Genomic DNA, 25,298 nt, shown 5'->3' with positions numbered 1-25,298 from the left:
AAAAATTAGAATCATCCTCAACTATTTAAAAAATACTTAATACGTGTACAAATATAGGCTTAAAATTTAAAAAAATCAATGGCTATATTGCGTTAAATTTAGAGCAAAACGAAGAAGATGCCTGAAAAAACAGACATTTTCTTTTTGAATAGTAAATGTTGTTATTCGTTTAAAATAATTGAATTTAGAATCGCTTTATGAAATTAATTTGATCTAAAACTATTTCTATTTTTTTATAATAATTTTTTTATTGATAGTAGTTCCATCTCTGAATTTAATTTTAGCAATATATATACCTGCGTCTTCTTTAGATAAATCTATATTAACAGAAGTTGTTTGTGGTTTAATCAATTTAACTAATCTATTATTAGTCAAGTTATCAATAGTAATACTTTCAATCAATACTTCATTATTAGATTGAATCGTAAATATTCCTGTATTTGGGTTTGGGAATAATTGAACATCATCATTTTTAAATAATTCTTCAATGTTTTTTTCTTTCAATTCTTCTGGGAATGGATTATAATCTTTAATTTTTGTTTTAGTTGAAATTATGTCTTCTACTTCATTTATTGATAATTTATCCTTTTCATACCATTTACCAATACAGAAATCGAAACATTTTGTACACTTAACACCACTCTTTAAAGTTAATGTCATACATATTGTATAGTTACCTGGTGTTCCAATATAGCTGATTGGTAATCCATTATATACACTTGAACCATTTTTGATTATATTCATAGTAACTACACCACCTAAAGGAATTGGATCTGATTGAACTGTTATGGCTGTATCTCCTCCTCCTTGTTCGCTTAAACCAATTTTAAACTTAATAGCACAAGGTTCTGGAGTTATATCACAAATAATTAATCTTTTAAGAGTTAATTCTACAACTGGCATTGTACTTGAATATGGATAAATCCATAAATTATCGAAATTATTTGTAGCTGTAAAAGTATATGTATAAGAATTTGTACTTGGAGGTCCTGTTGCATTCCAATTTTCATTAGCTATTAGTTGATTTGGTGAAGGTAAAGCTGGTAGAGCTGTGCCTCCACCACCTATAACATCACCTTGAGTGGCAATCATTTTAAAATGTGCATTAGGATCGGCTAAACCTCCTCCTCTAACAACTGTTGTTGCTACTATTGTTATGCAATATTGACGACCTGCAACAAAATTATAGGAATGATAGTTGATTCCTTCTCCAATTCCGTTTGCAGACCACATCCATGCATTATTTGGACTCACAGATGGTGTTCCATGTGACGCTTGCCAATCGGCATTACTCACAAAATAAGCATTAGGTTCAAAATCCATATTTGCAGTGCTACAATCTCCATTTGCACACTGAGAGAAACTTACTTGTTGCACAAAAAGAAACAAGATTAAAAAGGTTGATAATTTTTTCATTTTATTATTTGTTTGTTTACCCTACTCTATTTTTAAATTGGCTTTTCAGGATACTCCATTTAAATCGATCTACTGATATGTATTCGATTCTAAAATTCATTACCCAATAAAACAACACATATAATTAAAAAAATCATCTTAAAAACTCTCCTCTTAGCTATTAAAATAAAAAAGTCGGTTATTTATAACCGACTTCATATTTGTTTCTCTAAAAAATTATACTCTTCCCTTTAAGGCATTAAATACCCATGCTATGGCAAAAAAGCCTACTCCCACAGCAGAAAAACCCCAACCTGCAATATCAGCATATCTATAAATACCTAACCCTATTAAAAGTAATCCCATTAAAATCATTATAAAGGTTGCCCAAGCTAATACCGTATTTTTATTCATTCCCATAATTTAAGTTTAAAAATTTGAGTAAAGCAAATATACAAATTCTATTAATATTTAGGAGTAGACTTATTCTTTCATTAAGAGTTTTAAAAATGAAGGTTATTAATTTTAAAATAATGTGTTTGTATACAATAATAATATTAAGAATATTGTTATTAAATTAATGTTCTAATAGTAAATTTATTGTAAATTAATTAAAAAATTAACTTTAATTATAATAAAAGTGTAAATGTTTTAACATAAAAATACGTAAATTTACATATCAAGAACAAACAAAACTAATAAAAGAGCTTATGTCAGATAGGTTTAGTATAATTATTTTAATAATAAATATTTCAAACCTTGTTAGGCATTTTTTTTACCTTTTTCTTATAAAGGACAACTCTATTTTTTATTAACTTAAACAATATTTTTTTATGGAAAATTTTTACTTCAAAAATTGTTTTGAAAAATGGAAAGTTATTGCGCTGCTTTTTTTTCTGATTAAACTTAGCTATTCTGAAGCTCAAACTTTAGTTTACGCTCAATCAATTATTTCAGAAAGTGAAGTTGACAATAGTGGAAATGCTGCTGACTTAGACCAAACTACATTTGCAGTAGTAAGAGCAAGTACAGGAATTGCAGTAGGAATAGGAAGTTACTCGGGGCACCTTGAACTTGAATTCCCAACTACTTTACCTGCAAACACAACATCTTATGTGAAAATTGAATCAGATGACAACTTGCTAGAAGTTCTTTTAGGAGGAAGTTTAGGAAATATTCTTTCTGATGTGCTTGGAATTGTATTAATTGGTAATCAAGAATTTACTATTCAGGCAAAAATGAACAATTCTATTATTAACGTAGGATCTGGAAGTTCTCAAATACCAAATGCTTTTGCTACACCTAGTTTAAGAGTTGTAATTAATGAATTAGGCGAGTACTTTCTTGCAGTTACACCCAATCAACCTTATAATAGAATTCGATTAACTAATAGAGTTGGATCACTCCTAGGGTTAAATAACACTAAAAATTTAAAAGTTTATAGTGCTCATTATATATCACAATCTAATGAATGTGGAAATACTTTATATACTTCATTTAATGGAAGTGGATTAACAGTAGATCTTATTGAATTAGGCGGTGCGGGTGTAAATAACCCAGAAAATGTAATTGATTCTGATTTAAATTCATATTCTGAATTAAGTTTAGGAATTTTAAATGTAGCAGCATCAATTGAACAAACAGTATATTTTGATGGATTATCAAATCCAAATGATGTTTTTAATATAAGGTTAAGATTAGATCCATCTTTAGTTACTCTTGGAGTTGCTAATAATATAACTATTAGTTCATACAATGGAGCCAATGTAGCTAATTCAATATCACTAAATGGATTACTAAATTTAGACTTACTAACTCTTTTACAAAATAATGAGATTGTAAGTATACCATATTCTCCAGGAATGGCAGTGGATAGAATCACTATTCAATATTCCGCTTTATTAAATGTTTCTGCTTTTCAAAAATTAGACTTATTTGATATTACAAGAACGCCTCCAGCACCTACTATTGATGTTAGTTCTCAAAACTTAGTTGTTTGTTCTGGTAGTTCAGCTAGTTTAATTGCACATGCTGATCCTTCAACTTTACAAATTTACTGGTATGATGTGCCTTCTGGAGGAACTCCAATAGGAATGGTTAATTCTGGAGAAGCATTTATTACTCCAGCAATTACAACAGCCACAACTTTTTATGCTGCTGCAAAAAATCCAAACTGTCCGGATGAATCTGTAAGAACTGAAGTGACTGTAAATGTTAATACAGCACCTACAGGAAATAATTTATCTGTAACAGGAAATGAAAATCCAATATGCGCAATTAATAGTGTTGTAATAACTCCTTCTTCAAGTACAATTACAGGAACTTTTCATTGGTATTTTGATGCAAATGCAACAAATGAAATTACTGACGGATTGATTAATGGAAATATTACATATTCTATCGATTCAAATGGTGTTCTAACTATAAACGGATTGACAACTAATGATAGTCCTGTTTCTTATTATTTAAGTATTACTGATTCTAACACCCAATGTTCAAATAACCCTGGCGATTTAAAAGAAGTAATCATTACTATCATTGATGAAGCAACACCTACAACTAACGATACGACTCAAGAATTTTGTGTATCTCAAAATGCAACTGTAGCTGATATACAAGTGAACGAATCTCCTATTGCATGGTATACTGCTTCCACAGGTGGAACACCTTTAGATCCTACAACACTTCTTACTAATGGAATGTATTACGCAGCAATTGTTGGAACAACTTGTGAAAGTAGTGTTAGATTAGAAGTAACTGTAACTATTTCTGATGAAGCAACACCTACAACTAACGATACGACTCAAGAATTTTGTGTATCTCAAAATGCAACTGTAGCTGATATACAAGTAAACGAATCTCCTATTGCATGGTATACTGCTTCCACAGGTGGAACACCTTTAGATCCTACAACACTTCTTACTAATGGAATGTATTACGCAGCAATTGTTGGAACAACTTGTGAAAGTAGTGTTAGATTAGAAGTAACTGTAACTATTTCTGATGAAGCAACACCTACAACTAACGATACGACTCAAGAGTTTTGTGTATCTCAAAATGCAACTGTAGCTGATATACAAGTAAACGAATTTCCTATTGCATGGTATACTGCTTCCACAGGTGGAACACCTTTAGATCCTACAACACTTCTTACTAATGGAATGTATTACGCAGCAATTGTTGGAACAACGTGTGAAAGTAGTGTTAGATTAGAAGTAACTGTTATTATAAATTCAACAAGTGATGCTACAATAGATGGAGAAACAGCAAATATTTGTTTTAGTAATGAATATACATATACTACTGAACCCAATATGACTAATTATCAATGGTCTGTTACAGGAGGTTTAATTACTTCTGGAGGTGACTCTTCATCAAATTTTGTTACCATAGAGTGGAATGAAGTAACAACAGGAAATGTTAATGTAACATATTCAGGGGCTACTCTTTGTAGTGCTACAGCTTCTGCTTCATTAGATATTCCAATTACTGTTTGTTCAGACCTTACAATTACAAAAGTTGCAAATGTTTCGCAAATTGCAGTTGGAGAAACTATCGTCTTCACAATTACTGTTTCAAATAATGGAACATCAGACATCCAAAATATTGAAGTACTTGAAGATTTGCCATCAGGATATAACTATGTTTCTAATACGACTACTATAGGGACTTATGATTCATCAACAAATCTTTGGTTAATTAGTCAATTATTAGCAGGACAAAGTGCCACTTTACAAATTACTGTAACGATAAATGCTTCAGGAAACTTTACAAATACAGCTACAATATTAAACTCTGATCCAGTAGATAGTAATCCTGATAATAATGTAGCTATCGCAGAAGTAATGGTTATTTGCTTAACGGTTTATAATGAATTTTCACCAAATAATGATGGAGAGAACGAATTTTTCATAATTGATTGTATTGAAAATTACCCAAATAACAAATTAGAAATATTCAATAGATATGGAAATATGGTTTATGAAACAAAATCATATCAGAACACATGGAATGGAATATCAAATGTTAATGGTGTAATAAAACAAGGCGAATCAGTACCAGTTGGAACTTATTTTTATTCATTAAAAGTTGATGAATTAAATATATCAAAATCTGGATGGATATACGTTGCTAAATAATTCAAAGTAAACTATTTTAAGTATGAAAAAAACAAACAATATATTAAGAAAATTTCTTCTCGTAATTTTAATAACATTTTGTAAAAATAGTCTACTTGGTCAACAACAACCACAGTATACACAGTATATGTACAATACTATGAGTATTAATCCTGGTTATACAGGTACAAACGGAAGACTTGAAGCAATTTTACTTCATCGATCGCAATGGATTGGAATCGATGGAGCTCCAGTAACTCAATCTTTAGGCGTTCATGGTAAATTAGGTGAATACACAGGTCTAGGATTAAGTGTTATCAATGATAAAATTGGACCACAAAGTCAACAATATTTTAATGGGAATTTTGCATATCATATAAAAATGAGTGAAAAAACAATTTTATCACTTGGTATTAATGCAGGTTTCAATTTATTAAATATTGATTGGTCTAAAGGAACTTATAGAAGTCAAACAGACAATGCTTTTAATGAAAATTTAAACAATAATACAAGATTAATAATAGGCACAGGAGGATTTTTATATGGTGAAAATTGGTATCTAGGTTTATCAATTCCAAATTTTATAATCACAGAATCGTATGATGATATAAAAGAATCTATAATTAGGAGAAAAACACATTATTACTTACAAGGAGGCTATGTTTTTGATCTTTCCCCTAGTTTAAAATTTAAACCTGCTTTCTTAGCAAAACTAGTTGAAGGAGCACCCGTTACCTATGATGCATCTGCAAACTTTATGATAAACGAAAAATTTGTAATAGGTGCTGGATATCGATTTACAGATGCGTTTTCTGCTCTGGCAGGATTTCAAATAACAAATTCAATATTTGTAGGATATGCGTACGATCATTCTATTACTGATTTACAAAAATATAATGATGGTTCACATGAAATCATTTTAAAATTTAATTTAAATGACAAAGCAAAACTAGCTCGTTCACCTAGATTCTTTTAATCCTTTATTACTATGAAAAAAATTATACAAACAGCAATATTTCTATTTAGTATTAGCCTATTTTCACAATCCAGTTTAGATAAAGCAACTAAATATTATAAGACAATGCAATATAAAAAAGCAGTTGAAATGTATGAAAAAGCCATTGAAGATAAAGGTGCAAATAGTCAGGAAACCGTTTTTAGAATTGCTAATAGTTACTTTTATATAAATGATTATATAAATGCGAAAAAATGGTTTGATAAAGTCTATGAAGCAGAACAAGGCAGTATGGCTGAAGTAAACTTTATTAAATACATTGAATCTTTAAAGTCAAACAGAGACTATGATACTGCTAATAATTTATTAAAGGAGTACTACAAAAATAATCCTGTCAAACTAAAGATGTTGGCATATCAAAAGAAAGAATTAGATAGTTTAAATAAAAAGAAAACGTTATATACAATTACAAATCTTTCTATTAACACACCAATGTCCGATTTTGGAGCTGTAAAATATGGCCCTAATAAAATAATATTTTATTCATCAAGAGATACTTCTAAATTTAATAATAAAATATACTCTTGGAATGAACAACCTTATTTAAATACATATATAGCCGAAAAAAATATTGGTACAGGAAATGTAGATAATGTAAAACTGTTTTTAAATAATTTGAACTCTGATTATCATGATGCAACTGTTGCTTTTTCAAACGATTTAGAAAAAGTATATTTTACTTCTAATTACTTAAAAAGACGTAAAATAAAAACAAACAAAAGCGGTTTATCTAATATGGAAATTTTAAGAGGATCAATTGTAGATAACAAAATAGTTGATATTGAAACTCTAAAATTTAATGATGAAAACTATTCTTGTGCTCATCCTTCGCTATGTGATAAAGGAAAATATTTATTCTTTGTTTCAGACATGCCTGGTGGTTATGGTTGTACTGATATTTATTATGCTGAAATATTTGAAGATGGGTCTATAAACACACCTATTAATGCAGGACCTTCTGTTAATACTGCTGGAAGAGAAATGTTTCCCTATTTTGTAAATAATACATTATATTTCTCATCAGATGGACATTATGGAATTGGTGGATTAGATATTTTTGAATCAAAACTTGAAAGTAAAAACTCATTTTCAACTCCTACAAATCTAGGGTCTCCTATTAATAGTAATATGGATGATTTCTCATTTACATACTACAAAGAAACTGGCGATGGTTATTTTTCATCAAATAGAACAATGGGAAAAGGAGATGATGATATCTATTCTTTCGTAAAAACAAAAGAAGTTATCTTTCAAAATTATTCTGGAAATGTTTTAGATGAAGCAACTAAAAAACCTATTCCTTATGCTAATATTAAAGTTATAGATAATTTTGGAGATACTGTTCAAAACGTAAAATCGGATAGTTTAGGATATTATAATGTGCAATTACCCTGTAATAGTGAGCATAATTTAAATTTTTCTAAACCTAATTATAGTTCTAAAAATGTTCAGGTAAAAACAGATGACGGAGCGAAAGATATTAAAAACAATATCGTTTATTTAAATAGCTTTGAAAGTTTAGTCGTTAAAGAAGATAATGTTGAAAAAATAAAAGTAAACCCTATTTATTTTGATTTAGACAAATTTGCAATAACTCCTCAAGCAGAAAGTGAACTAGAAAAAGTATATTATGTTATGACTGAGTTCCCTAAAGTAGTTATAAAAATAGAATCACACACCGATTCTAGAGGTTCAGATTCACATAATTTAAAACTTTCTGATAATAGAGCAAAAGCTACTCAAACTTATTTAATAGCAAGAGGAATAAGTCCTGAACGTATTGAAAGTGCTATTGGTTATGGAGAAACTAGACTAAAAGAAAATTGTCCAAATGGTGTAAAATGCACAGAAGAACGACATTCAATTAATAGGCGTTCCGATTTTATTATAGTCAGTAAATAAAACATTAAAAGAGAGAGACTTAAAACCTCTCTCTTTTAGTATTAATTAAATATGTTAATCAACATTTCTTTTAATAAATCGTGTTGCGAAATATTTGCTCCTACACCTTTACTTTTAACATCAATTCCTCTTAAAGTAGAAACAATTGCACTTACTTTTTTCATTGGATAATTTCGAATAGCAACATCATAATCAGATACAAAATAAGGATTCACTTTTAAAACTTTAGCCACATTTGCTTTAGATTTATCTTTTAAACCATGATATTGAAGTAATTGAGAGAAAAAACCAAAAACAAGTCCAGTAGTTACAACAATAGGATTATCTTTTGGGTTTTGCGCAAAATAATTAATTATTTTATATGCTTTCAATTGATCCTTCTCTCCTATTGCTTTGCGCAATTCAAAATTATTATAATCTTTACTTATTCCTATATTTTCTTCAACATCTTTTGCCGAAATTGTATGTCCTTTTGGTAATATAATTTTCAATTTATCTAATTCATTACTTATTTTAGACAAATCTGTTCCTAAAAACTCTACTAACATTGCAGCAGCTTTTGGTTCAATATTATAATTTTGACCTGATAAAACACGTCTTATCCAATCGCCAACCTGGTTTTCATATAATTTTTTACTTTCATATAAAATACCTGACTTTCCTAATAATTTAGTTACCTTTTTTCTTTTATCTAACGTTTTATATTTATATGCAAAAACAAGGATTGTTGTAGGTTGAGGATTTTCAATATAAGATTCTAATTTATCAATAGTTCTAGATAATTCTTGCGCTTCTTTTACTATAACAACTTGTCTTTCGGCCATCATAGGATATCGCTTTGCATTTGAAACAATATCTTCAATTGTAGTATCTCTACCATATAAAACAACTTGATTAAATCCTTTTTCCTCTTCGCTCAAAACATTTTTCTCAATATATTCAGTAAGTTTATCAATATAATAAGATTCCTCACCCATAAAAAAATAAATAGGTTTAAAATTTCCTGCTTTGATATCTTTAGTAATTTGAATGACTTCGTCCAAAATATGTGGATTTGTTAATTTGTATATTCGTAAAATTGATTATAGATTTGCTCTATGCAAAAATTGAATTTTCCAACGTATTCGTTTCGGTTCAAAAATAGTGAAAATAAACCCTATATTTTTGATGAAATAAGAAAAAAATTTATTGTTCTTACTCCAGAAGAATGGGTTCGTCAACACACTATTCAATATTTAATTCAAGAAAAGAAATATCCTAAATCTTATATAAACGTTGAAAAATTAGTTAAAGTAAATGATATAAATAAGCGCTATGATATTGTTGTTTTTAATTCTAGTGGCAGCATTAATCTTTTAATAGAATGCAAAGCACCAGAAGTGACCATAAAACAGCAAACATTTGATCAAATTGCACAATATAATTTAGTATTAAAAGCAGAGTATTTAATGGTTACTAACGGACTTAATCACTACTTTTGTATAATGGATTTTAAAAATGAAAAATATACTTTTTTAAAAGAATTACCCGATTTTAAAAAAACTGAAAAAAATTGAAAAAAATAGCTGTTGTCATACTAAATTGGAATGGAGTTTCATTATTAAAACAATTCCTTCCATCAGTAATTCAATATTCAGATGAAGCTTCAATATATGTTATTGATAATAATTCAACTGATGATTCGATAAATACTTTAAAAGAAGGTTTTCCTTCTGTTAACATAATAGAAAATTCAGGCAATTTTGGATTTGCAAAAGGATATAATGAAGGTTTAAAGACAATAAAAGAGCCTTATCTTGCGTTAGTAAATAGTGACATTGAAGTTACTGAAAACTGGTTACAACCTATAATTGATATTTTTGATGCTGAACCGAAGACTGCTATAATTCAACCAAAAATCTTAGATTTTAAAAATAAAACCCATTTTGAATACGCTGGAGCTGCTGGTGGTTTTATTGATAAATATGGTTTTCCTTTTTGTAGAGGACGAATTTTTGAAACCTTAGAGAAAGATAATAATCAATATAATGATGTTATAAATATTTTTTGGGCTTCAGGTGCTTGTTTCTTTATTAAAAGTGACATTTATAAAGAACTAAATGGTTTTGATGAAGACTTCTTTGCACATCAGGAAGAAATTGATTTATGTTGGAGAGCTTTAAATAATAATCATATTATCAAATATTGCGGTTTATCAACTGTTTATCATGTAGGTGGAGCCACATTAAGCATCCAAAATCCTAAAAAAACATATTTAAATTTTAGAAATTCATTATGTATGCTAACAAAAAATTTGCCTAAAAATAAGTTATTCATTATCTTGTTCATAAGACTAATTCTTGATGGAATTGCAGGAATACGTTTTTTATTACAAGGAAAGTTTACTCACGTTTTAGCAATAATAAAAGCACACTTCTCTTTCTATAGAATGCTTCCTAAATATATTAAAAAGAGAAGATCAATAAAGAATAAAGAATATTATATAACGAACTCAATTATATATCAATACTTTATTTTAAAGAAGCATTTCTTTAAAGAAATTTTTAATAATAATTAACTTTATTTTAGAACTAAGGTTGATTATACTATTATGATTTCAACTACATTTGTATAACTAAAAAAAATGAAAAAAAATGAAAAAAATCGTTCTGTCATTATCCGTGTTGGCTTTATTGATGACGTCTTGTGTTTCTAAAAAGAAATTCACTGAGTTGGAAGCGAAAAATAAAGAAATACAAGATTTACTAAATTCAGCAACTGTTAAATTAAATAATTGTTTAACCGAAAAATCAGCAATAACAAGTCAATTAGAATATCTTAAAAAGAATAATTCTGATTTAATAAATAGCTCAAAAGAACTAACTGTTTTAACTACTAAAGGAGCTGAGAATTTAGAAAAATCTTTAGAGAGTTTAAAAGAAAAGGATCTGAAAATTTCAAGATTACAAGATGCTTTAACTAAAAAAGATAGTGTAACACTTGCTTTAGTTACTAGCTTGAAAAAAGAAGTTGGTTTAAATGATCCAGATATTAATATAAACGTTGAAAAAGGAGTAGTATTTATTTCTATTGCTGATAATTTATTATTCAAATCGGGAAGTTATGAAGTAAGTAATGGAGCAAAAGATGTTTTAGCTAAAGTGGCTAAAGTTATCAATAGCAAACCTGATTTTGAATGTATGGTAGAAGGACATACTGATAATGTGCCAATTAAAAACAATGTACTATTAGACAATTGGGATTTATCTGTTAAAAGAGCTACTTCAATAGTAAGAGTATTACAAAACCAATTAGGAGTTGATCCAAAACAATTAATTCCAGCAGGTAGAAGTTCATATATTCCATTAGTAGAAAATGATACACCAGCAAATAGAGCAAAAAATAGAAGAACAAAAATTATCATTTTACCTAAAATTGATCAATTCTATGATATGATTGAAAAGGAAATGAAAACATTAAGTGAAAAGAAATAATCCTAATTAAATTTAGTCTTTATAGAACTTATATCCATATAAAATTGGAATTTGGCTTTAAGAAATACTGTTAGATAAAACTTTAAAGCCACGACTTTTAGGAGGATAATATTGAAACACTTTAAAAACTAAAAAAACACTTCAATTACTTGAGGTGTTTTTTTTTATAAAATTTAACAAGAATATTAAACTGAAACACAACTTATTTTTGTTAAAAAAAGAATTATTCTTTAATAATACATCAAAATTAAGGTATTTTTTTTGTTAAATATTTTTTTTTACTACCTTTAAATCCAATTTTTAATAAAATATGAAAAAAACACTTTTACTAACTGCACTATTTATTTCTTCAATACTTTTTTCACAGTCACATGTTGAAATAGACGGAATTAAAATTGAAAAATCAATTAAAGTTAAAGACGGAAATGACAAAACAAAATTGTCATTGAATGGATACGGAATTAGAGATAAAATGTGGATTAATTTATATGTACAAGCTCTTTACTTAGAAAAAAAGACTGATAATGCAGATGAAATTTTAAACTCTAAAAATACCATTGCAACTCGTTTATACATTACTTCAACTTTAGTTACTAGACAAAAACTAATAAAAGCGATTGAAGAAGGAATGGAAAAATCATATAAAGGTGATTTAGATCCTTTAAGAGATCGATTAAACAAGTTTATGTCCTTTTTTGAAAATGAATTAAAAGCTGAAGGATATGTAGAATTTGTCTATTCTCAGAATGATGAAAAAACCTATGTTTTTCTTAACGATGATATAATAGGAGAAATTGAAGGTTTAGACTTTAGAAAAGCATTATTTGGAATTTGGCTTGAAGAAAGAGCTGTAGATAAAACTTTAAAAAGAAGGCTTCTAGGAAAATAAAATAAACAACAAAAAACACTTCAATTTCTTGAAGTGTTTTTTGTTATAAACCATAATTTGATGGTAATAAATCGCCTACTTTTCTTTTAGTAATATCTCCAGAAAAATAAATTTTATCATAGTCTGTAAATAATCCAAATATATCGATAGAAAATTTAGACGTATAAAAAAATATTTTCGATTGTTCTTTTTGATCATATAAAATACTAAATTCAGCAATAAATCCTTTTTTACGCAATAATCTGTCTTGTTTTTCCACAAAAACTTCACTCATGTTTTTACTACTATCTTTTTCTATTTTAAAATGCTCTTTAGAATTTACCATAAAAGAACCTTCAAATAATAAAAATTCATCTTTTGACCATTTTTCTTGAGCTAAATTTCTAAACAAATGTAAAAAAGAACCTTTATATGCTTTCTCTCTTCTCTTTGATATTTTACTAGATAATTCTGTTTCTTTAAAAACCGAATACCCTCCAAATGAACTGCTTATTGCATCATTTATATTTATACTTGATTTATAAAATGTAGTACTAAATTCTAAAAGTGTATATTCAATTTTATATCCTAAATATGGATTATCAATAAGTAATGGTTTGTCTGAAAATGCAGTTAATACAAAATTATCATTATTATAATCAAAATAAATTTCATCTTCATTTGTAATTATAGCATTTTTACCTGCTTTTGTAGTACCTAAAAAGTTCTTTCTAAAAATATCGAGCATTTGTTTTCTCGAAAATTTATTTTGACTCAATACAACCTCTTTTAACTCAGTAACATTTTGTTTTAGAACAATATTTAATTTAAAACTATTTTTTTGAATTACTGAATAAGTTGTTTTATACCCAATATAACTGGTAATTATTTCTGTATTTAATTCACTAGGAATATGCAATATAAAATCACCTTTTGAATCGGTCATAGTTCCTATAGTTGTTCCATTTACATACACAGAAGCACCATATATTGGCATATTATCTTCGTCTGTAACTTTTCCTTCAACAACTATTTGTGCGATAATTGGACTATTAAAAAGAATAAAAAAAAATAAAAATATCTTCATGATTCTAAAAGCCTTAAAGAATATCTAAACTTCCTTTTCCTTCTCTTATTACCTCTGGTTCATAACCTGATAAATCAATTATCGTTGATGCAATATTATCGCCATAACCACCATCAATAACTAAATCTACTTTATTTTGCCATTTTTCAAAGATTAATTCTGGATCTGTAGAATATTCTATAACTTCATCTTCATCATGAATAGATGTAGAAACAATGGGGTTTCCTAACATTTGAACTATTTGTAATGCAATATTATTATTTGGAACACGAATACCTACTGTTTTCTTTTTTCTAAATTCTTTTGGTAAATCATTATTTCCAGGTAAAATAAAAGTATAAGGTCCTGGTAAAGCGCGTTTTAATATTTTAAACGTTGACGTATCAATTTGTTTTATATAATCTGATATATTACTTAAATCACTACATATAAAAGAAAAATTAGCCTTTTCAAGTTTAATTCCTTTAATTTTTGCAATGCGTTCTAACGCCTTTGTGTTTGTAATATCGCACCCAAGACCATAAACTGTATCAGTTGGATAAATAATTAAACCCCCATTACGTAAAACATTTACTACTTTTTTAATAGCTGCTTCACTTGGTTTGTCTTCGTATATTTTTATGAATTCTGCCATTTCTATGGAATTTTCCTCAAATTACGAAAATTCCACAGAAATAAAGAAGTCTTTTACTTCTTATTTTAAATATAAAAATGGATCTACTAACTGATATTTTGGACTTCTCTTCATAAAATTATTAAAATAAGCCGTATGTGTTGCTCCCATCAATATAAAAACTCGGTCACCAGGCTTGAAATCAATCTGATTTAAATTAGAATACATTCTGATATTTCTATGATAGAATTTTGCAGCTTCATCCGCTCCTTCAAATTTATCTTTAGTAGAAACATGAGTCAAAATATCAGCATTAATGTTAATTAAAAAATCTAAATATTGTGGATTATTATCTATTTTTAACTTTTCTAATAATGAAAGATTATCATAATTCAATTTTTTTTCTTCTTCATTTATTAATTGAAAATACCTTTCGTAGGTTTGATCATTTACTTTATTCGGAATATAATTTGGAATATTATAATTATACCCCATATGATGATCAATTCCATAAATACGAGTTGCACTACTCAAACGACCTACTTCATAAGCTAAAAGTTCAATTTCAGAAGGATTTTTAAATTTTATTTTGGGATTTTTGAGATATTCGGCATATTCTTTCTGTAATGTTTCATTAAAATCGGGTGTAGTTTCTACAATGATGATAGTAGGTTTAAATTCTGCAATCATTTTTGCTATTTTATGCACTTCTTTTTGATTTTTTTTATCGTTTTCATCAAAATCTACAGAATTAGCGTCAGAAGTGAATCCCATATGAAATGTTCCGAAATTCAATACTGGAATAGCATCATCAAATTTATCTTTAAAGATATTTTGCTGTGCTTTAACATTTGAAATTACTAAAAATGCGATAAAGAAAATGACTTTGTTCATGATATTATTTTTTTAATGTTTGAATCAAAGTTGAAGATTATTTAAACCCTATACTTCATTTTTTCGATAAACACCTTATTTTATTCTGTCAACACTTTTTTATTTAAAAAAAGCTCCTGTACTTTTACAAAGTAAAATGTAAAAATGAAATGAAACCCTTTTCAAAACAAAAAGAAATTATAATTCACTCCATATATTGGTTGGTTTTTCTATCTAGCTACCTTGTCAAATTAAAGCCAGAGAATGAGTTTATCTTTAGTCTTGACGAAATTACCTATTTTGAATTAACTTATCTCTTTATTACTATTTCTACTTTTTATCTAAATTATCTTTTCATCTTAAAAATTTTTTTTGACATTAAGATGACAGTCAAATTTTTAGTAGGATTGATTCTAATTTTTGCTTATTTTATAATTGTTCGTTATATAATAGAAGAAATTATTTCTCCTCATGTCATTGGAACTGGAAATTATTTTGAAGGAACTCATTTTACTTATTATATTTTTGACAATTTACATTGGGCATCAAAGCCTATTATTACAAGTACTATTATTTGGCTAGTGATTAATTTCATAAGAACTTTACAGAATGAAGTACAACTGAACGAAGAAAAGAAAAAAGCGGAAATTCAGTTTTTAAAATCACAAATTAATCCACATTTTATTTTTAATACACTGAATAATATCTATTCAATGGTTTTTACAAAATCTGAGCAAGCCTTACCAGCTATAGAAAAACTGAGTGAGATTATGCGATTTACTACTTATGAAACTCAAAAAGAAAAAATTCCTATAGAAAGTGAGTTGAAATATATTGAAAGCTATATTGAATTGGAAAAAATTAGAAATACTAAAACCATTTATATTAAACTAGATTTAGTAGAAGTCAAAGACAAAAATCAGATCATTCCTCCTTATTTATTACTTCCGTTTATTGAAAATTGTATAAAACATGGTGTTTTAGATGATGTAAAAAATCCAGTTCTTTTTTCTATTAAATCTAATAGTAAAAAAATCATTATTGAAACTGAAAATCATATAAATAACAAACTTAAAGATGTACATTCCGGCATCGGGATTGCTAATCTGAAAAAACGTTTGAAATATTATTATCCCAATAAGCATATATTTAAGGTAAAAAATGATGGAATTATATTTAAAAGTTATCTTGAAATACAATTATAATCATGAAAAAAATTAAGTGCATCATCTTAGACGACGAACCATTAGCAGTGGATCTCTTAAAAAATTATGCCGATAAGCAGTTACAACTGGAAGTTGTTTTAGCAACAACTGATGTTTTTGAAGTAATCGAACAACTTCAAAAACAAACTGTTGATTTAATTTTTATTGACATTCAAATGCCTGAACTATCCGGAATTCAACTAATGCAAATGTTCAATAAAGATAATTACTTTATAATTACGACTGCTTATGCAGATTATGCCTTAGAAAGTTATGATTATCGTGTAATTGATTATTTACTAAAACCTATCAGTTTTGATAAATTTCATAAATCAATACAAAAATTTACCAATTTTGTGATTTTAGAAACTATGGAAAACAATCATTTATTTGTAAAAGTAGACGGACGGCAAATAAAAATCAATCCAAAAGAGATTATTTTAATAGAAGGTTTAAGTGATTATATTCGAATACATCTGTTAAATGAGCGTTTGATAGTTTTAGATAATTTAAAAGATTTTATCCATAAACTTCCACTAAATGAGTTTATGAGGGTTCATAAATCTTATATTATTCAACTTGATAAAATAAAATCAATTGATGGAAATATGATCTATCATGATCTTGGCACTACTCCTATTGGTGAAACTTATAAGCATAAGATAAAAAAATGGATTGGCAATAAAGAATGAATTTTAAAATACATTAAAGCTTAAATCTTCTATAAAACCAAACAATCTAAATAGTCAAAAATAAAATTTATCTTATCTGAAAATGATAAATTACTTTTTATCCTATTACTTCTAACTTAGCAAATTTTAACAATAGCTTTTTTAAACCGCCAACATCAAATCTAATTTCTGCTTTTCTATCTGCTCCTACTCCTTCTATGCTTATGATTTCTCCTTTTCCAAAACGCTCATGCATTACAATATTTCCAGCAACTAATTTACTATCAAACAAATTAGGAGCACTTTGCGTTTTTATTCCAGAGACAGGTTTTAATTTACGAATATTAGGTTTATTATTTTCTTCTGTTTTTAAATAAGCAGGTGGTTTACTCGCAATAGGTTTTGCTAATCGCAATTTAGATTTATCTATATCGCCAAAAACATCAATATCCATTAAAGGTTTATAGCGATAATTTCCGTTATCTACTGGATTTAAATATTCTAAATAATTATCATCTATTTCTTCAATAAAACGAGATGGCTCGCTATCTACTAATTTTCCCCATCGATATCTAGATTGCGCATAAGTTAAATAAGCTTGATGTTCAGCTCTTGTTAAAGCTACATAAAATAAGCGTCGTTCTTCTTCTAATTCACTTCTTGTATTCATACTCATTCCACTTGGAAATAAGTCTTCTTCTAAACCTACAATAAAGACATGCTGAAACTCTAATCCTTTGGCTAAGTGAATAGTCATAAGCGCTACTCTATCATCGTCGCCTGTATCTTTATCTAAATCAGTTGCTAAAGCAACATCTTCTAAGAATTCGGCTAATGCTCCACGAGCTCCATCAATTTCTTTCTGTCCTTCAGTAAAGTCTTTTATACCATTTAATAATTCTTCAATATTTTCAATACGAGTAATACCTTCTGGTGTTCCGTCTTTTTTTAGCTCTTGAACTAAACCTGTTTTTTTTGTAACATGTTCTGTTAAGTAAAAAGCATCTTGGTTTTCATTGATAATTTGAAAACTCTTGATCATGGTTACAAAATCTTGCAATTTTGTTTTAGTTCCTGAGTTTAGTTTTAAATCAATTTTATCAATATGTTCCATTACTTCAAAAATGGAACGTTTATAATGATTAGCAGCAACAGTTAATTTTTCAATAGTTGTATTTCCTATTCCACGAGCAGGATAATTTATTACTCTTATTAATGCTTCTTCATCTTTAGGATTTATAACTAATCGAAGATATGCTAATACATCTTTTATTTCTTTACGTTGATAGAAAGATAAACCACCATAAATTCTATATGGAATATCGCGTTTACGCAAAGCATCCTCTATAGAGCGTGACTGAGCATTTGTACGATATAAAACAGCAAAACTTCCATTTGGTAATTGATTTTGCATTTTTTGTTCAAAAATAGTAGAGGCTACAAATCGACCTTCTTCTCCATCTGTTAAACTTCTATGTACTTTTATTTTTGGTCCATCGTCATTTGCTGTCCAAACTACTTTATCTAGTTTTGTTTTATTTTTATCAATTACATTATTTGCTGCTTCTACAATGTTTTTTGACGAACGATAATTTTGTTCCAAACGATACATTTTAACATTATCGTAATCTTTCTGGAAATTCAAAATATTATTAATGTTTGCTCCACGAAAAGCGTAAATACTTTGTGCATCATCTCCTACTACACAAATATTCTGAAATCTATCTGATAACGCACGAACAATTAAATATTGCGAGTGGTTTGTATCTTGGTACTCATCTACTAATATGTAACGAAAACGATCTTGATATTTTGCCAATACATCTGGAAAGCGATTTAATAATTCATTTGTTTTTAATAATAAATCATCAAAATCCATTGCTCCTGATTTAAAGCAACGTTCTACATATTGTTGATAAATTTCCCCCATTCGAGGTTTTTTACTCATAGCATCTGCTTCTTGTAAATCTTGATTATTAAAATAAGCCTTTACTGTAATCAATGAATTTTTATAAGATGATATTCTGCCTAATACTTGTTTTGGCTTATATACATCTTTATCTAATTGCATTTCTTTTATAATAGAGCCTATTAATCTCACAGAATCTTGAGTGTCATAAATAGAAAAATTTGTAGGATAACCTAATTTTTCAGCTTCAATACGCAAAATTTTAGCAAATACTGAGTGAAATGTTCCCATCCAAAGATTTTTAGCTTCATTATTTCCTACAATATCTGCAATACGTTTTTTCATTTCACGTGCTGCTTTGTTTGTAAATGTTAAAGCTAGTATATTAAAAGCATCTACACCTTGACTCATAAGGTTAGCAATTCGCACAGTTAGCACTCTTGTTTTACCAGAACCTGCACCTGCAATTACAATCATAGGACCGTCTTTTTGTATTACTGGTGCTTGTTGTGCCTCGTTAAGTTGGGAAATTATATGTTGCATTTTAATTTTATGACAAATGAGTAAACTAATCTACAAAAATACACTTCTGTATTTGTTATTACAAATGAAGTTATTAACCATTTTTTTGTAATGATTTAAATCCTAAATCTAAACTGATATTTGGAAATTGTTAAAGTTTAGTTTTACTTTGCGATTATTAACATAGCCCTGATAGAGCTGATATCCTTTTTTGTAGTGATAGCGAAAAAAGATAAAGGCGAAAGCAGGAAAAAGCTTCTAAAAACAATTATGGACGGTACAAAAATTATTGAATTAGCTTCTTATACTCTACCAGCATTGATTACAGGTGGTGTTGCTTATTTTTTATTTCATTCTTTTTTTAAAAATGAAGAAAACAGAAGACGTTTTGAACTTTTAAAAGAAAATCAAAAACAAGCATTACCTATACGATTACAAGCTTATGAGCGTATTGTTTTGTTATTGGAGAGAATAAATCCTACTCAATTGCTATTACGTGTTTCTCCCATAAGTAATGATAAAAATGACTATGCTACATTATTAATTCATACTATTCAAACGGAATTTGAACATAATTTAACGCAACAAGTGTATTTGACTAGTGCAACTTGGGATATTATTAATAAAGCAAAAAATTCTACCATTCAGTTAATTCGTCAAACATCTATTGAAGAAGATGTGCTTAATGCAGAAAAATTGCGTGAAGCTATTTTAATTAGTTTGACCGAGAATGAAGCACCTAGCGCAATTGCTATAAGCTATTTAAAAGAGGAATTAAAAACAGTTTTTTAAATAAATAAAATCCCAAGTTTACACTTGGGATTTTAAATTTTACTTCTTTTTTTTAGAATTAATTATCTCTAATTACATGTATTACTCCTGTAATAGTGTGAGTTACATTAGAATTATCCTCATATGTACCACTAAAAGTAATATCAATATAGCCTCCTATTGCACCTATTTGACTCACATTGCAAATAACATTATTTGTTACACCATTTTGAATGATTACTTCACTATTTTCAATTAAGAAATTTGCTGTTGTATAACTTCCTGTTGCAAAAATGCTACCATAGAAATAAAAACTTGAAGTTCCTGTTGCTCCTTGTAGAGAAACGTTTAAACCATTTGGAGAAGAAGATGCTGAAATATTTCCAATGAAATAATCTACAGGTTCATTATCAATTTGATAAGTAATATATTCTGTTACAGCATTACAAGTAAGTAAATTTCCTATGTTTGTTACTGGTGTCACAAATGTATAATTAATTACACCTGATGTTTGCAAGCTTACATAATCATATCCTTCTAAAGTAAATGTTGTATTCGCATTACATACCAAGGTATTAAAGCTAAAACTTCCATTTGTTACATTAGAAACGAATCTTTGGTTTCCATAGTTTAATAAAACATAACCATCTGTAACATTTGAGTTATTACATTGTGCCAATGTTCCTGTAACAGTTGTTGAAGAAACCATTCCAGAAGTTGCAATAACATTAGGCAATACTGTATTTGAAGAAAATGGTCCTATTTGAGAAGTACTGATTACATTTCCACAATTATCTAATACATTCATTGTGATTGTCTGATTTGATGGAATTAATCCGCAAATCTCTCCATTACTATCACTTGTTCCTGTTCTAGGATATGTTTGATTATTAGGAGCTAATTCTACTTGAACATTAGAAAGAGGGTTATTATTCGAGTCAACAACTGTTAAACACAAATGAACAGTTGGAAATTGTGCATCGCAATTCCACCATGAAAAATGTGAAACCGAACCTACGTATTTATTTCCTACTTTTGTTGCACTACCTTCTTCTACCCAATACCCTTTTACATCATCAAAATGCCATAATGGAATTGTACTTGGAGATGAAGCCATTTGACCTATAGCAATAGGCATTTCAATTGTTGCAGCACTTGCTAATTGTAATTTTTCACCACTAGATCCTAATAATTCAACATTTATCATACCAAAAGTTTCCAATACTTTGGCTTCTCCATTAGTATCTGAAGCCAATAACATTCCTGGCATTTTTGCTTCTACATTAGAATCTTCCGGATCTAAATGATGCATGATTACACTTACTGAACCTGAATATGAAGAACCGTCTTCTTTTTTGAAATTTCCATCAAAATCTACTTTAGTTCCATTAGGCAAAGTAACATTTCCTGAAGTTCCAGAGTTTACTGTTCCTACAACTGTGGCACTTAACATCATTATTTTAACGTTATTTTCTCCTGAGGTAGGAATAACTGATCGTGAACCTTGTAAATATCCTGCTTTTGTTGCTGTGATATAAGCAAAATTTGATTTTACACTAGCATTTTTAATTATAAAAATACCATTGCTATCTGTTTGAGAAGAATTGTTTCCTATAAAAACGGTTGCATTTTGAATAGGGTCATTATTTTCATCAACTATTTGCCCAATAAAGTCTCTTGAAACGGTTGAACCAAAATTGTAATTAATTGAAGAATCTTGATTTTCATCTAAATTTAAACTGTCATCATTTGTATCACAACTTGTAAAAAGAAGGGAACTGATGACTAGTGTTGCTAAAATAAATTTTAATTTTTTCATAACTGAATATATTTATGTTTCCTATATATCAACACTAAATATATTTTGTTACCCTTATTTTTAATTTTTTATTCTTCTACTGGTATTTCTTGAGTATCTATTTCTTTACTTTTTGCATAATCATACCCAATTTTCCACCATTCTTTCATTTGTCCTTTATTAAAAACTAATGAATTTGTAGTTAATAATGTAGGTGTATAATAAAAATTGATCGTTGCATTTTTAAATTTAGCTTCATACTTACCTATTTTAATATTCTGATATTCAATCCTATCCATCATGAAAGAGAATAGATTTGTAAGTAAATTAAAAGGACTTCTTGCTGGTAATCTATTATATAATGATGTTTCAGTATGTAAAATTATGGCATCTACATGAGTGGCTCCTCTTTTTATTGCTTCTTCTATTGGAACCATAGATGCAAATCCTCCATCGGCATATTCGCAACCATTTTTCCGTACTAATGACATAAATGGAATATAATTACATGAAATCCATACCCAATCGCAAAAATCATCATAATCAAAATCGTTAATAGATTTATATTCAACAGTATTTAATGATAAATTTGAAACGGTTACAATAATTTCTTTTGGACCATTCTTTAATTCTTCAAATTCTTCAACAGTAAAAATCTGTTTGATTAATCTTTTTAAATTTTTACTTTCTCCAAATGTTTTTGATCCACTTATAAAGTTACGTAATACTTTAAAATGATTTATAGCAATAGTATCTTCTCCAAAACGTTTCCTAATTACAAAAGGGCAATTACTAAAAATACTATTCTGATTTACAGATGTATATATTTCTTTTATTTTTTCAACTTTGTTTAATGCTAAATGAGAAACTAACAAACTACCTGTGGAAGTTCCCATAAACAAATCATATTCTTTATGTAAATCTTCAATTAAATATTGAGTAACTCCACCTGCAAAGGCTCCTTTACTTCCTCCTCCTGATATTACTAGTGCTCGCATTATTCTGTTTCTTTTAAAAAATATTTTATTCTATCAGATTGATTTTTAGCCAACTTTGTCTCAATATTAATGAATTGTTTTCTTATCTCTTCGCTTGATATTAATTTTCTAATATTGTCTTTTCCAAACTTTACAAATTGCCATTTATGATGTAGTGAAGCATTTATTAATTCTTCAATAACTGTATCTGTAATGATTCCTAATTCTACAAACGTTTGTAGAGCTGCTTCTCTTACAGATGATTCAAATGGAAGCTTTGTATATTCTTCTAATTCAGTGATTGCATTTTGTCTTCTATCTAAATTATCATTCGACCCTACAATTTGAAGTGTTAAATTAGCAATTTTTAAATTATAATTAACTCCAATCCAGTTTTTCGACATTTCAATTAGCTTTTCCCTATCGTCTTTAAAGTTTGTCCAAAGTCTAAATAATGCTATTTCTCTTGTAATATAAGATTTATCTTGCAATAAAGTTTCAAACTCTGGTTTAAACTCAATAGGAATTCTATTTAAAACTTCTGCAACTGCTTGGCGAATTTTTATATCATTGGTTTGTAATCCTAATCGTAATAGATCTAATTGTTCTTCTACTGATACATTTTGAGATTGATATATAACTTCTCTCTTAACCGTATAATATACATCCGATTCTAATATGGTTTTAAATCTTTCAAATAATTTATCTTGATTTAAATTATTATTCTCATTAAAACGAATAAGTTCTTTTACGGAATTATTTTTAATTAAATAAAGAAGAGCATCTTTAAAATTGAATTTTGGATTTTCTAACCAATCCTCTTTAAATTGTGCTACATTGTATTTTGAAACTTTTTTTATTTCTTTCAAAAAATCATTAGTATCGACATTCTTATATGCGTATTTTTTTAAATAGCGTTTAACTGCTTTTCTAAAGTTATCCTCTCCTATATCAGTTCTCAGTACATGCAAAGCCCAAGCTCCTTTTTTATAAAAAGTAAGAGAACTTGCCTTTTCATTTAAAATAGGAATAGTATCATATTCACTTGCTTGTTGTAATAATTGTGCCGATTCATACAATTGATTATAGAAATAATCGTCTCCAAAAACTTCTTTTTCAGCTAATAAAGCATAATAAGTAGCAAAACCTTCATGTAGCCAATGATGCTTACTTTCTTTTGCTGTTATTAAATCGCCAAACCATTGATGTGCTAATTCATGAGCGTTTACATTTACATAGTTTTTATCATTAAAACCTATTGAATCTACTACAAAATCTTGCGAAAAAATAGTAGAAGTAGTGTTTTCCATTCCAGCATATAAAAAATCTCTCACAGGAATTTGTTTATAAATTACCCAAGGATACTTCACTCCTATTTCATCTTCTAAAAACTCAAACATTTGTTTAGAATAACGATAAGTTGGTTCAAATTTGTCAATATCTCTTCTATCAAGAACAAATTCTAAAATCGTTCCAGAATTAGTGCTTTCATACATTTTTTCAAATTTTCCAATAGCAATCATCACAAGATAAGAAGACATTGGTTTTTGCATTGAATAATAAATATTTCTATCTATATTTATTCCTACTCCATTCGAATAAATTGCATAATTAGAGTTAAAATCAATTGCAATATTAAAAATCACTTTTTCATTTACATCATCAAAACTTGGTAACCAATGACTTGTATATTTTCCTTGTCCTTGCGTCCAAATTTGTAAATCTTCTCCTTCTCCACTAAAGTATAAGGTTTGTTTAGGTTTTGCAGAATACTCAAACGAAACACTGTTTTTACCTTTTTTATATCCTTCAAACAACAATAATGCTTTACCTGAATTTTTAAAATTTACTTTTTTATCATTTAGATAAACATCTTTAAAATCCATATTAATAGCATCAATTTTTATAGTATCACTATCTTTTAACAACTTAAATTCATAAGTAACTCTTCCTGAAATTGATTTATCTTCAGGAATTGGCTTTATTATAGCATGACAAGTAGTAAAATCAACCTTTTTGGTTTGTTGAGAAAAAAGATGTAATGAGAATAAAAGGGTACAAATTAAAAAGTGCTTCATGTTAAAAATATATTGTTCCAAAT

The 25,298-nt window shown here is 27.9% G+C and carries 20 protein-coding genes; 10 read left to right on the top strand and 10 right to left on the bottom strand.

Annotated features, from left to right (window positions below; all coding sequences use genetic code 11):
* Positions 1–225 precede the first annotated feature (225 nt).
* Positions 226–1,416, bottom strand: a complete 1,191-nt coding sequence (locus tag LXD69_RS14340) for a T9SS type A sorting domain-containing protein (protein WP_246915897.1) — start codon at positions 1,414–1,416, stop codon at positions 226–228.
* A gap of 216 nt (positions 1,417–1,632) precedes the next feature.
* Positions 1,633–1,815: a CAL67264 family membrane protein gene (locus LXD69_RS14335; protein WP_045967362.1), complete on the bottom strand. Its 183-nt coding sequence runs from the start codon at positions 1,813–1,815 to the stop codon at positions 1,633–1,635.
* A 413-nt stretch (positions 1,816–2,228) separates the two neighbouring features.
* Between LXD69_RS14335 and LXD69_RS14330 the strand changes: the two genes are divergently transcribed.
* From LXD69_RS14330 to LXD69_RS14320, 3 genes are read left to right on the top strand one after another with little or no spacing between them, the layout of a single operon-like run.
* Entirely contained in the window at positions 2,229–5,534 is a 3,306-nt protein-coding gene (locus tag LXD69_RS14330; protein ID WP_246915896.1) for an Ig-like domain-containing protein, read from the top strand.
* A 22-nt stretch (positions 5,535–5,556) separates the two neighbouring features.
* Entirely contained in the window at positions 5,557–6,489 is a 933-nt protein-coding gene (locus LXD69_RS14325) for a PorP/SprF family type IX secretion system membrane protein (protein ID WP_246915895.1), read from the top strand.
* Positions 6,490–6,501: 12 nt separating this feature from the next.
* Entirely contained in the window at positions 6,502–8,430 is a 1,929-nt protein-coding gene (locus LXD69_RS14320) for an OmpA family protein (RefSeq protein WP_246915894.1), read from the top strand.
* 41 nt (positions 8,431–8,471) lie between these two features.
* Here the strand turns inward: LXD69_RS14320 and holA are convergent, their stop codons facing one another.
* On the bottom strand, positions 8,472–9,473 hold the full coding sequence (holA, locus tag LXD69_RS14315) for a DNA polymerase III subunit delta (protein ID WP_045967365.1): 1,002 nt from the start codon (positions 9,471–9,473) through the stop codon (positions 8,472–8,474).
* 54 nt (positions 9,474–9,527) lie between these two features.
* On the opposite strand from holA, the gene LXD69_RS14310 reads away from it, so the two are divergent.
* The 4 genes from LXD69_RS14310 (at position 9,528) to LXD69_RS14295 (ending at position 12,792) form a co-directional block, all read left to right on the top strand.
* A complete protein-coding gene (locus tag LXD69_RS14310) occupies positions 9,528–9,986 on the top strand; it encodes a type I restriction enzyme HsdR N-terminal domain-containing protein (protein WP_246915893.1) in 459 nt (152 codons plus the stop codon).
* Positions 9,983–10,987: a glycosyltransferase family 2 protein gene (locus LXD69_RS14305; protein ID WP_246915892.1), complete on the top strand. Its 1,005-nt coding sequence runs from the start codon at positions 9,983–9,985 to the stop codon at positions 10,985–10,987. Before LXD69_RS14310 ends, LXD69_RS14305 begins: the two co-directional genes overlap by 4 nt.
* A gap of 76 nt (positions 10,988–11,063) precedes the next feature.
* Positions 11,064–11,903, top strand: coding sequence for an OmpA/MotB family protein (locus LXD69_RS14300; protein ID WP_045967368.1), 840 nt, complete (start codon positions 11,064–11,066; stop codon positions 11,901–11,903).
* 310 nt (positions 11,904–12,213) lie between these two features.
* A complete protein-coding gene (locus LXD69_RS14295; protein WP_045967369.1) occupies positions 12,214–12,792 on the top strand; it encodes a chalcone isomerase family protein in 579 nt (192 codons plus the stop codon).
* Between the two features lie 43 nt (positions 12,793–12,835).
* Here the strand turns inward: LXD69_RS14295 and LXD69_RS14290 are convergent, their stop codons facing one another.
* Genes LXD69_RS14290 through LXD69_RS14280 form a run of 3 tightly spaced genes read right to left on the bottom strand, consistent with a single transcriptional unit; the run spans position 12,836 to position 15,365 of the window.
* Complete coding sequence (locus LXD69_RS14290; protein WP_246915891.1) at positions 12,836–13,858, bottom strand: carboxypeptidase-like regulatory domain-containing protein; 1,023 nt, start codon at positions 13,856–13,858, stop codon at positions 12,836–12,838.
* Between the two features lie 13 nt (positions 13,859–13,871).
* Positions 13,872–14,492: an L-threonylcarbamoyladenylate synthase gene (locus LXD69_RS14285; protein WP_045967371.1), complete on the bottom strand. Its 621-nt coding sequence runs from the start codon at positions 14,490–14,492 to the stop codon at positions 13,872–13,874.
* Positions 14,493–14,552: 60 nt separating this feature from the next.
* Complete coding sequence (locus LXD69_RS14280) at positions 14,553–15,365, bottom strand: DUF5694 domain-containing protein (protein WP_246915890.1); 813 nt, start codon at positions 15,363–15,365, stop codon at positions 14,553–14,555.
* Positions 15,366–15,727: 362 nt separating this feature from the next.
* On the opposite strand from LXD69_RS14280, the gene LXD69_RS14275 reads away from it, so the two are divergent.
* Positions 15,728–16,549 carry a sensor histidine kinase gene (locus LXD69_RS14275; protein WP_246915889.1) on the top strand — a complete coding sequence of 274 codons (822 nt, stop codon included), beginning with the start codon at positions 15,728–15,730 and terminating at the stop codon, positions 16,547–16,549.
* A gap of 2 nt (positions 16,550–16,551) precedes the next feature.
* Complete coding sequence (locus tag LXD69_RS14270) at positions 16,552–17,241, top strand: LytR/AlgR family response regulator transcription factor (protein ID WP_246915888.1); 690 nt, start codon at positions 16,552–16,554, stop codon at positions 17,239–17,241.
* A 97-nt stretch (positions 17,242–17,338) separates the two neighbouring features.
* Here LXD69_RS14270 and LXD69_RS14265 read toward each other — a convergent pair whose 3' ends face one another.
* Positions 17,339–19,672 carry an ATP-dependent helicase gene (locus LXD69_RS14265; protein WP_246915887.1) on the bottom strand — a complete coding sequence of 778 codons (2,334 nt, stop codon included), beginning with the start codon at positions 19,670–19,672 and terminating at the stop codon, positions 17,339–17,341.
* 249 nt (positions 19,673–19,921) lie between these two features.
* Here LXD69_RS14265 and LXD69_RS14260 point away from each other — a divergent pair, with 249 nt between their 5' ends.
* A complete protein-coding gene (locus LXD69_RS14260; protein ID WP_045967376.1) occupies positions 19,922–20,443 on the top strand; it encodes a DUF7935 family protein in 522 nt (173 codons plus the stop codon).
* A gap of 58 nt (positions 20,444–20,501) precedes the next feature.
* Here LXD69_RS14260 and LXD69_RS14255 read toward each other — a convergent pair whose 3' ends face one another.
* The 3 genes from LXD69_RS14255 to LXD69_RS14245 form a co-directional block, all read right to left on the bottom strand.
* Positions 20,502–22,241: a hypothetical protein gene (locus LXD69_RS14255; protein WP_246915886.1), complete on the bottom strand. Its 1,740-nt coding sequence runs from the start codon at positions 22,239–22,241 to the stop codon at positions 20,502–20,504.
* Between the two features lie 68 nt (positions 22,242–22,309).
* A complete protein-coding gene (locus LXD69_RS14250; RefSeq protein WP_045967378.1) occupies positions 22,310–23,218 on the bottom strand; it encodes a patatin-like phospholipase family protein in 909 nt (302 codons plus the stop codon).
* Entirely contained in the window at positions 23,218–25,275 is a 2,058-nt protein-coding gene (locus LXD69_RS14245; RefSeq protein ID WP_246915885.1) for a M1 family metallopeptidase, read from the bottom strand. The genes LXD69_RS14250 and LXD69_RS14245 overlap by 1 nt, the downstream gene beginning before the upstream one ends.
* Between the last annotated feature and the right edge of the window lie 23 nt (positions 25,276–25,298).

This window comes from Flavobacterium sediminilitoris (assembly GCF_023008245.1).
Taxonomy (GTDB): Bacteria; Bacteroidota; Bacteroidia; order Flavobacteriales; family Flavobacteriaceae; genus Flavobacterium; species Flavobacterium sediminilitoris.
This window is presented reverse-complemented; position numbering and strand designations above follow the sequence as displayed.

Bases quoted from the DNA above. Each gene is read 5' to 3' on its own strand.
- LXD69_RS14285 (WP_045967371.1), bottom strand. From the start codon at position 14,492: ATGGCAGAATTCATAAAAATATACGAAGACAAACCAAGTGAAGCAGCT.
- LXD69_RS14310 (WP_246915893.1), top strand. From the start codon at position 9,528: ATGCAAAAATTGAATTTTCCAACGTATTCGTTTCGGTTCAAAAATAGT.
- LXD69_RS14295 (WP_045967369.1), top strand. From the start codon at position 12,214: ATGAAAAAAACACTTTTACTAACTGCACTATTTATTTCTTCAATACTT.
- LXD69_RS14270 (WP_246915888.1), top strand. From the start codon at position 16,552: ATGAAAAAAATTAAGTGCATCATCTTAGACGACGAACCATTAGCAGTG.
- LXD69_RS14245 (WP_246915885.1), bottom strand. From the start codon at position 25,275: ATGAAGCACTTTTTAATTTGTACCCTTTTATTCTCATTACATCTTTTT.
- LXD69_RS14260 (WP_045967376.1), top strand. From the start codon at position 19,922: ATGGACGGTACAAAAATTATTGAATTAGCTTCTTATACTCTACCAGCA.
- LXD69_RS14250 (WP_045967378.1), bottom strand. From the start codon at position 23,218: ATGCGAGCACTAGTAATATCAGGAGGAGGAAGTAAAGGAGCCTTTGCA.
- LXD69_RS14275 (WP_246915889.1), top strand. From the start codon at position 15,728: ATGACAGTCAAATTTTTAGTAGGATTGATTCTAATTTTTGCTTATTTT.
- LXD69_RS14340 (WP_246915897.1), bottom strand. From the start codon at position 1,416: ATGAAAAAATTATCAACCTTTTTAATCTTGTTTCTTTTTGTGCAACAA.
- LXD69_RS14265 (WP_246915887.1), bottom strand. From the start codon at position 19,672: ATGCAACATATAATTTCCCAACTTAACGAGGCACAACAAGCACCAGTA.
- LXD69_RS14290 (WP_246915891.1), bottom strand. From the start codon at position 13,858: ATGAAGATATTTTTATTTTTTTTTATTCTTTTTAATAGTCCAATTATC.
- LXD69_RS14330 (WP_246915896.1), top strand. From the start codon at position 2,229: ATGGAAAATTTTTACTTCAAAAATTGTTTTGAAAAATGGAAAGTTATT.
- LXD69_RS14335 (WP_045967362.1), bottom strand. From the start codon at position 1,815: ATGGGAATGAATAAAAATACGGTATTAGCTTGGGCAACCTTTATAATG.
- LXD69_RS14300 (WP_045967368.1), top strand. From the start codon at position 11,064: ATGAAAAAAATCGTTCTGTCATTATCCGTGTTGGCTTTATTGATGACG.
- LXD69_RS14325 (WP_246915895.1), top strand. From the start codon at position 5,557: ATGAAAAAAACAAACAATATATTAAGAAAATTTCTTCTCGTAATTTTA.
- LXD69_RS14255 (WP_246915886.1), bottom strand. From the start codon at position 22,241: ATGAAAAAATTAAAATTTATTTTAGCAACACTAGTCATCAGTTCCCTT.
- LXD69_RS14280 (WP_246915890.1), bottom strand. From the start codon at position 15,365: ATGAACAAAGTCATTTTCTTTATCGCATTTTTAGTAATTTCAAATGTT.
- LXD69_RS14320 (WP_246915894.1), top strand. From the start codon at position 6,502: ATGAAAAAAATTATACAAACAGCAATATTTCTATTTAGTATTAGCCTA.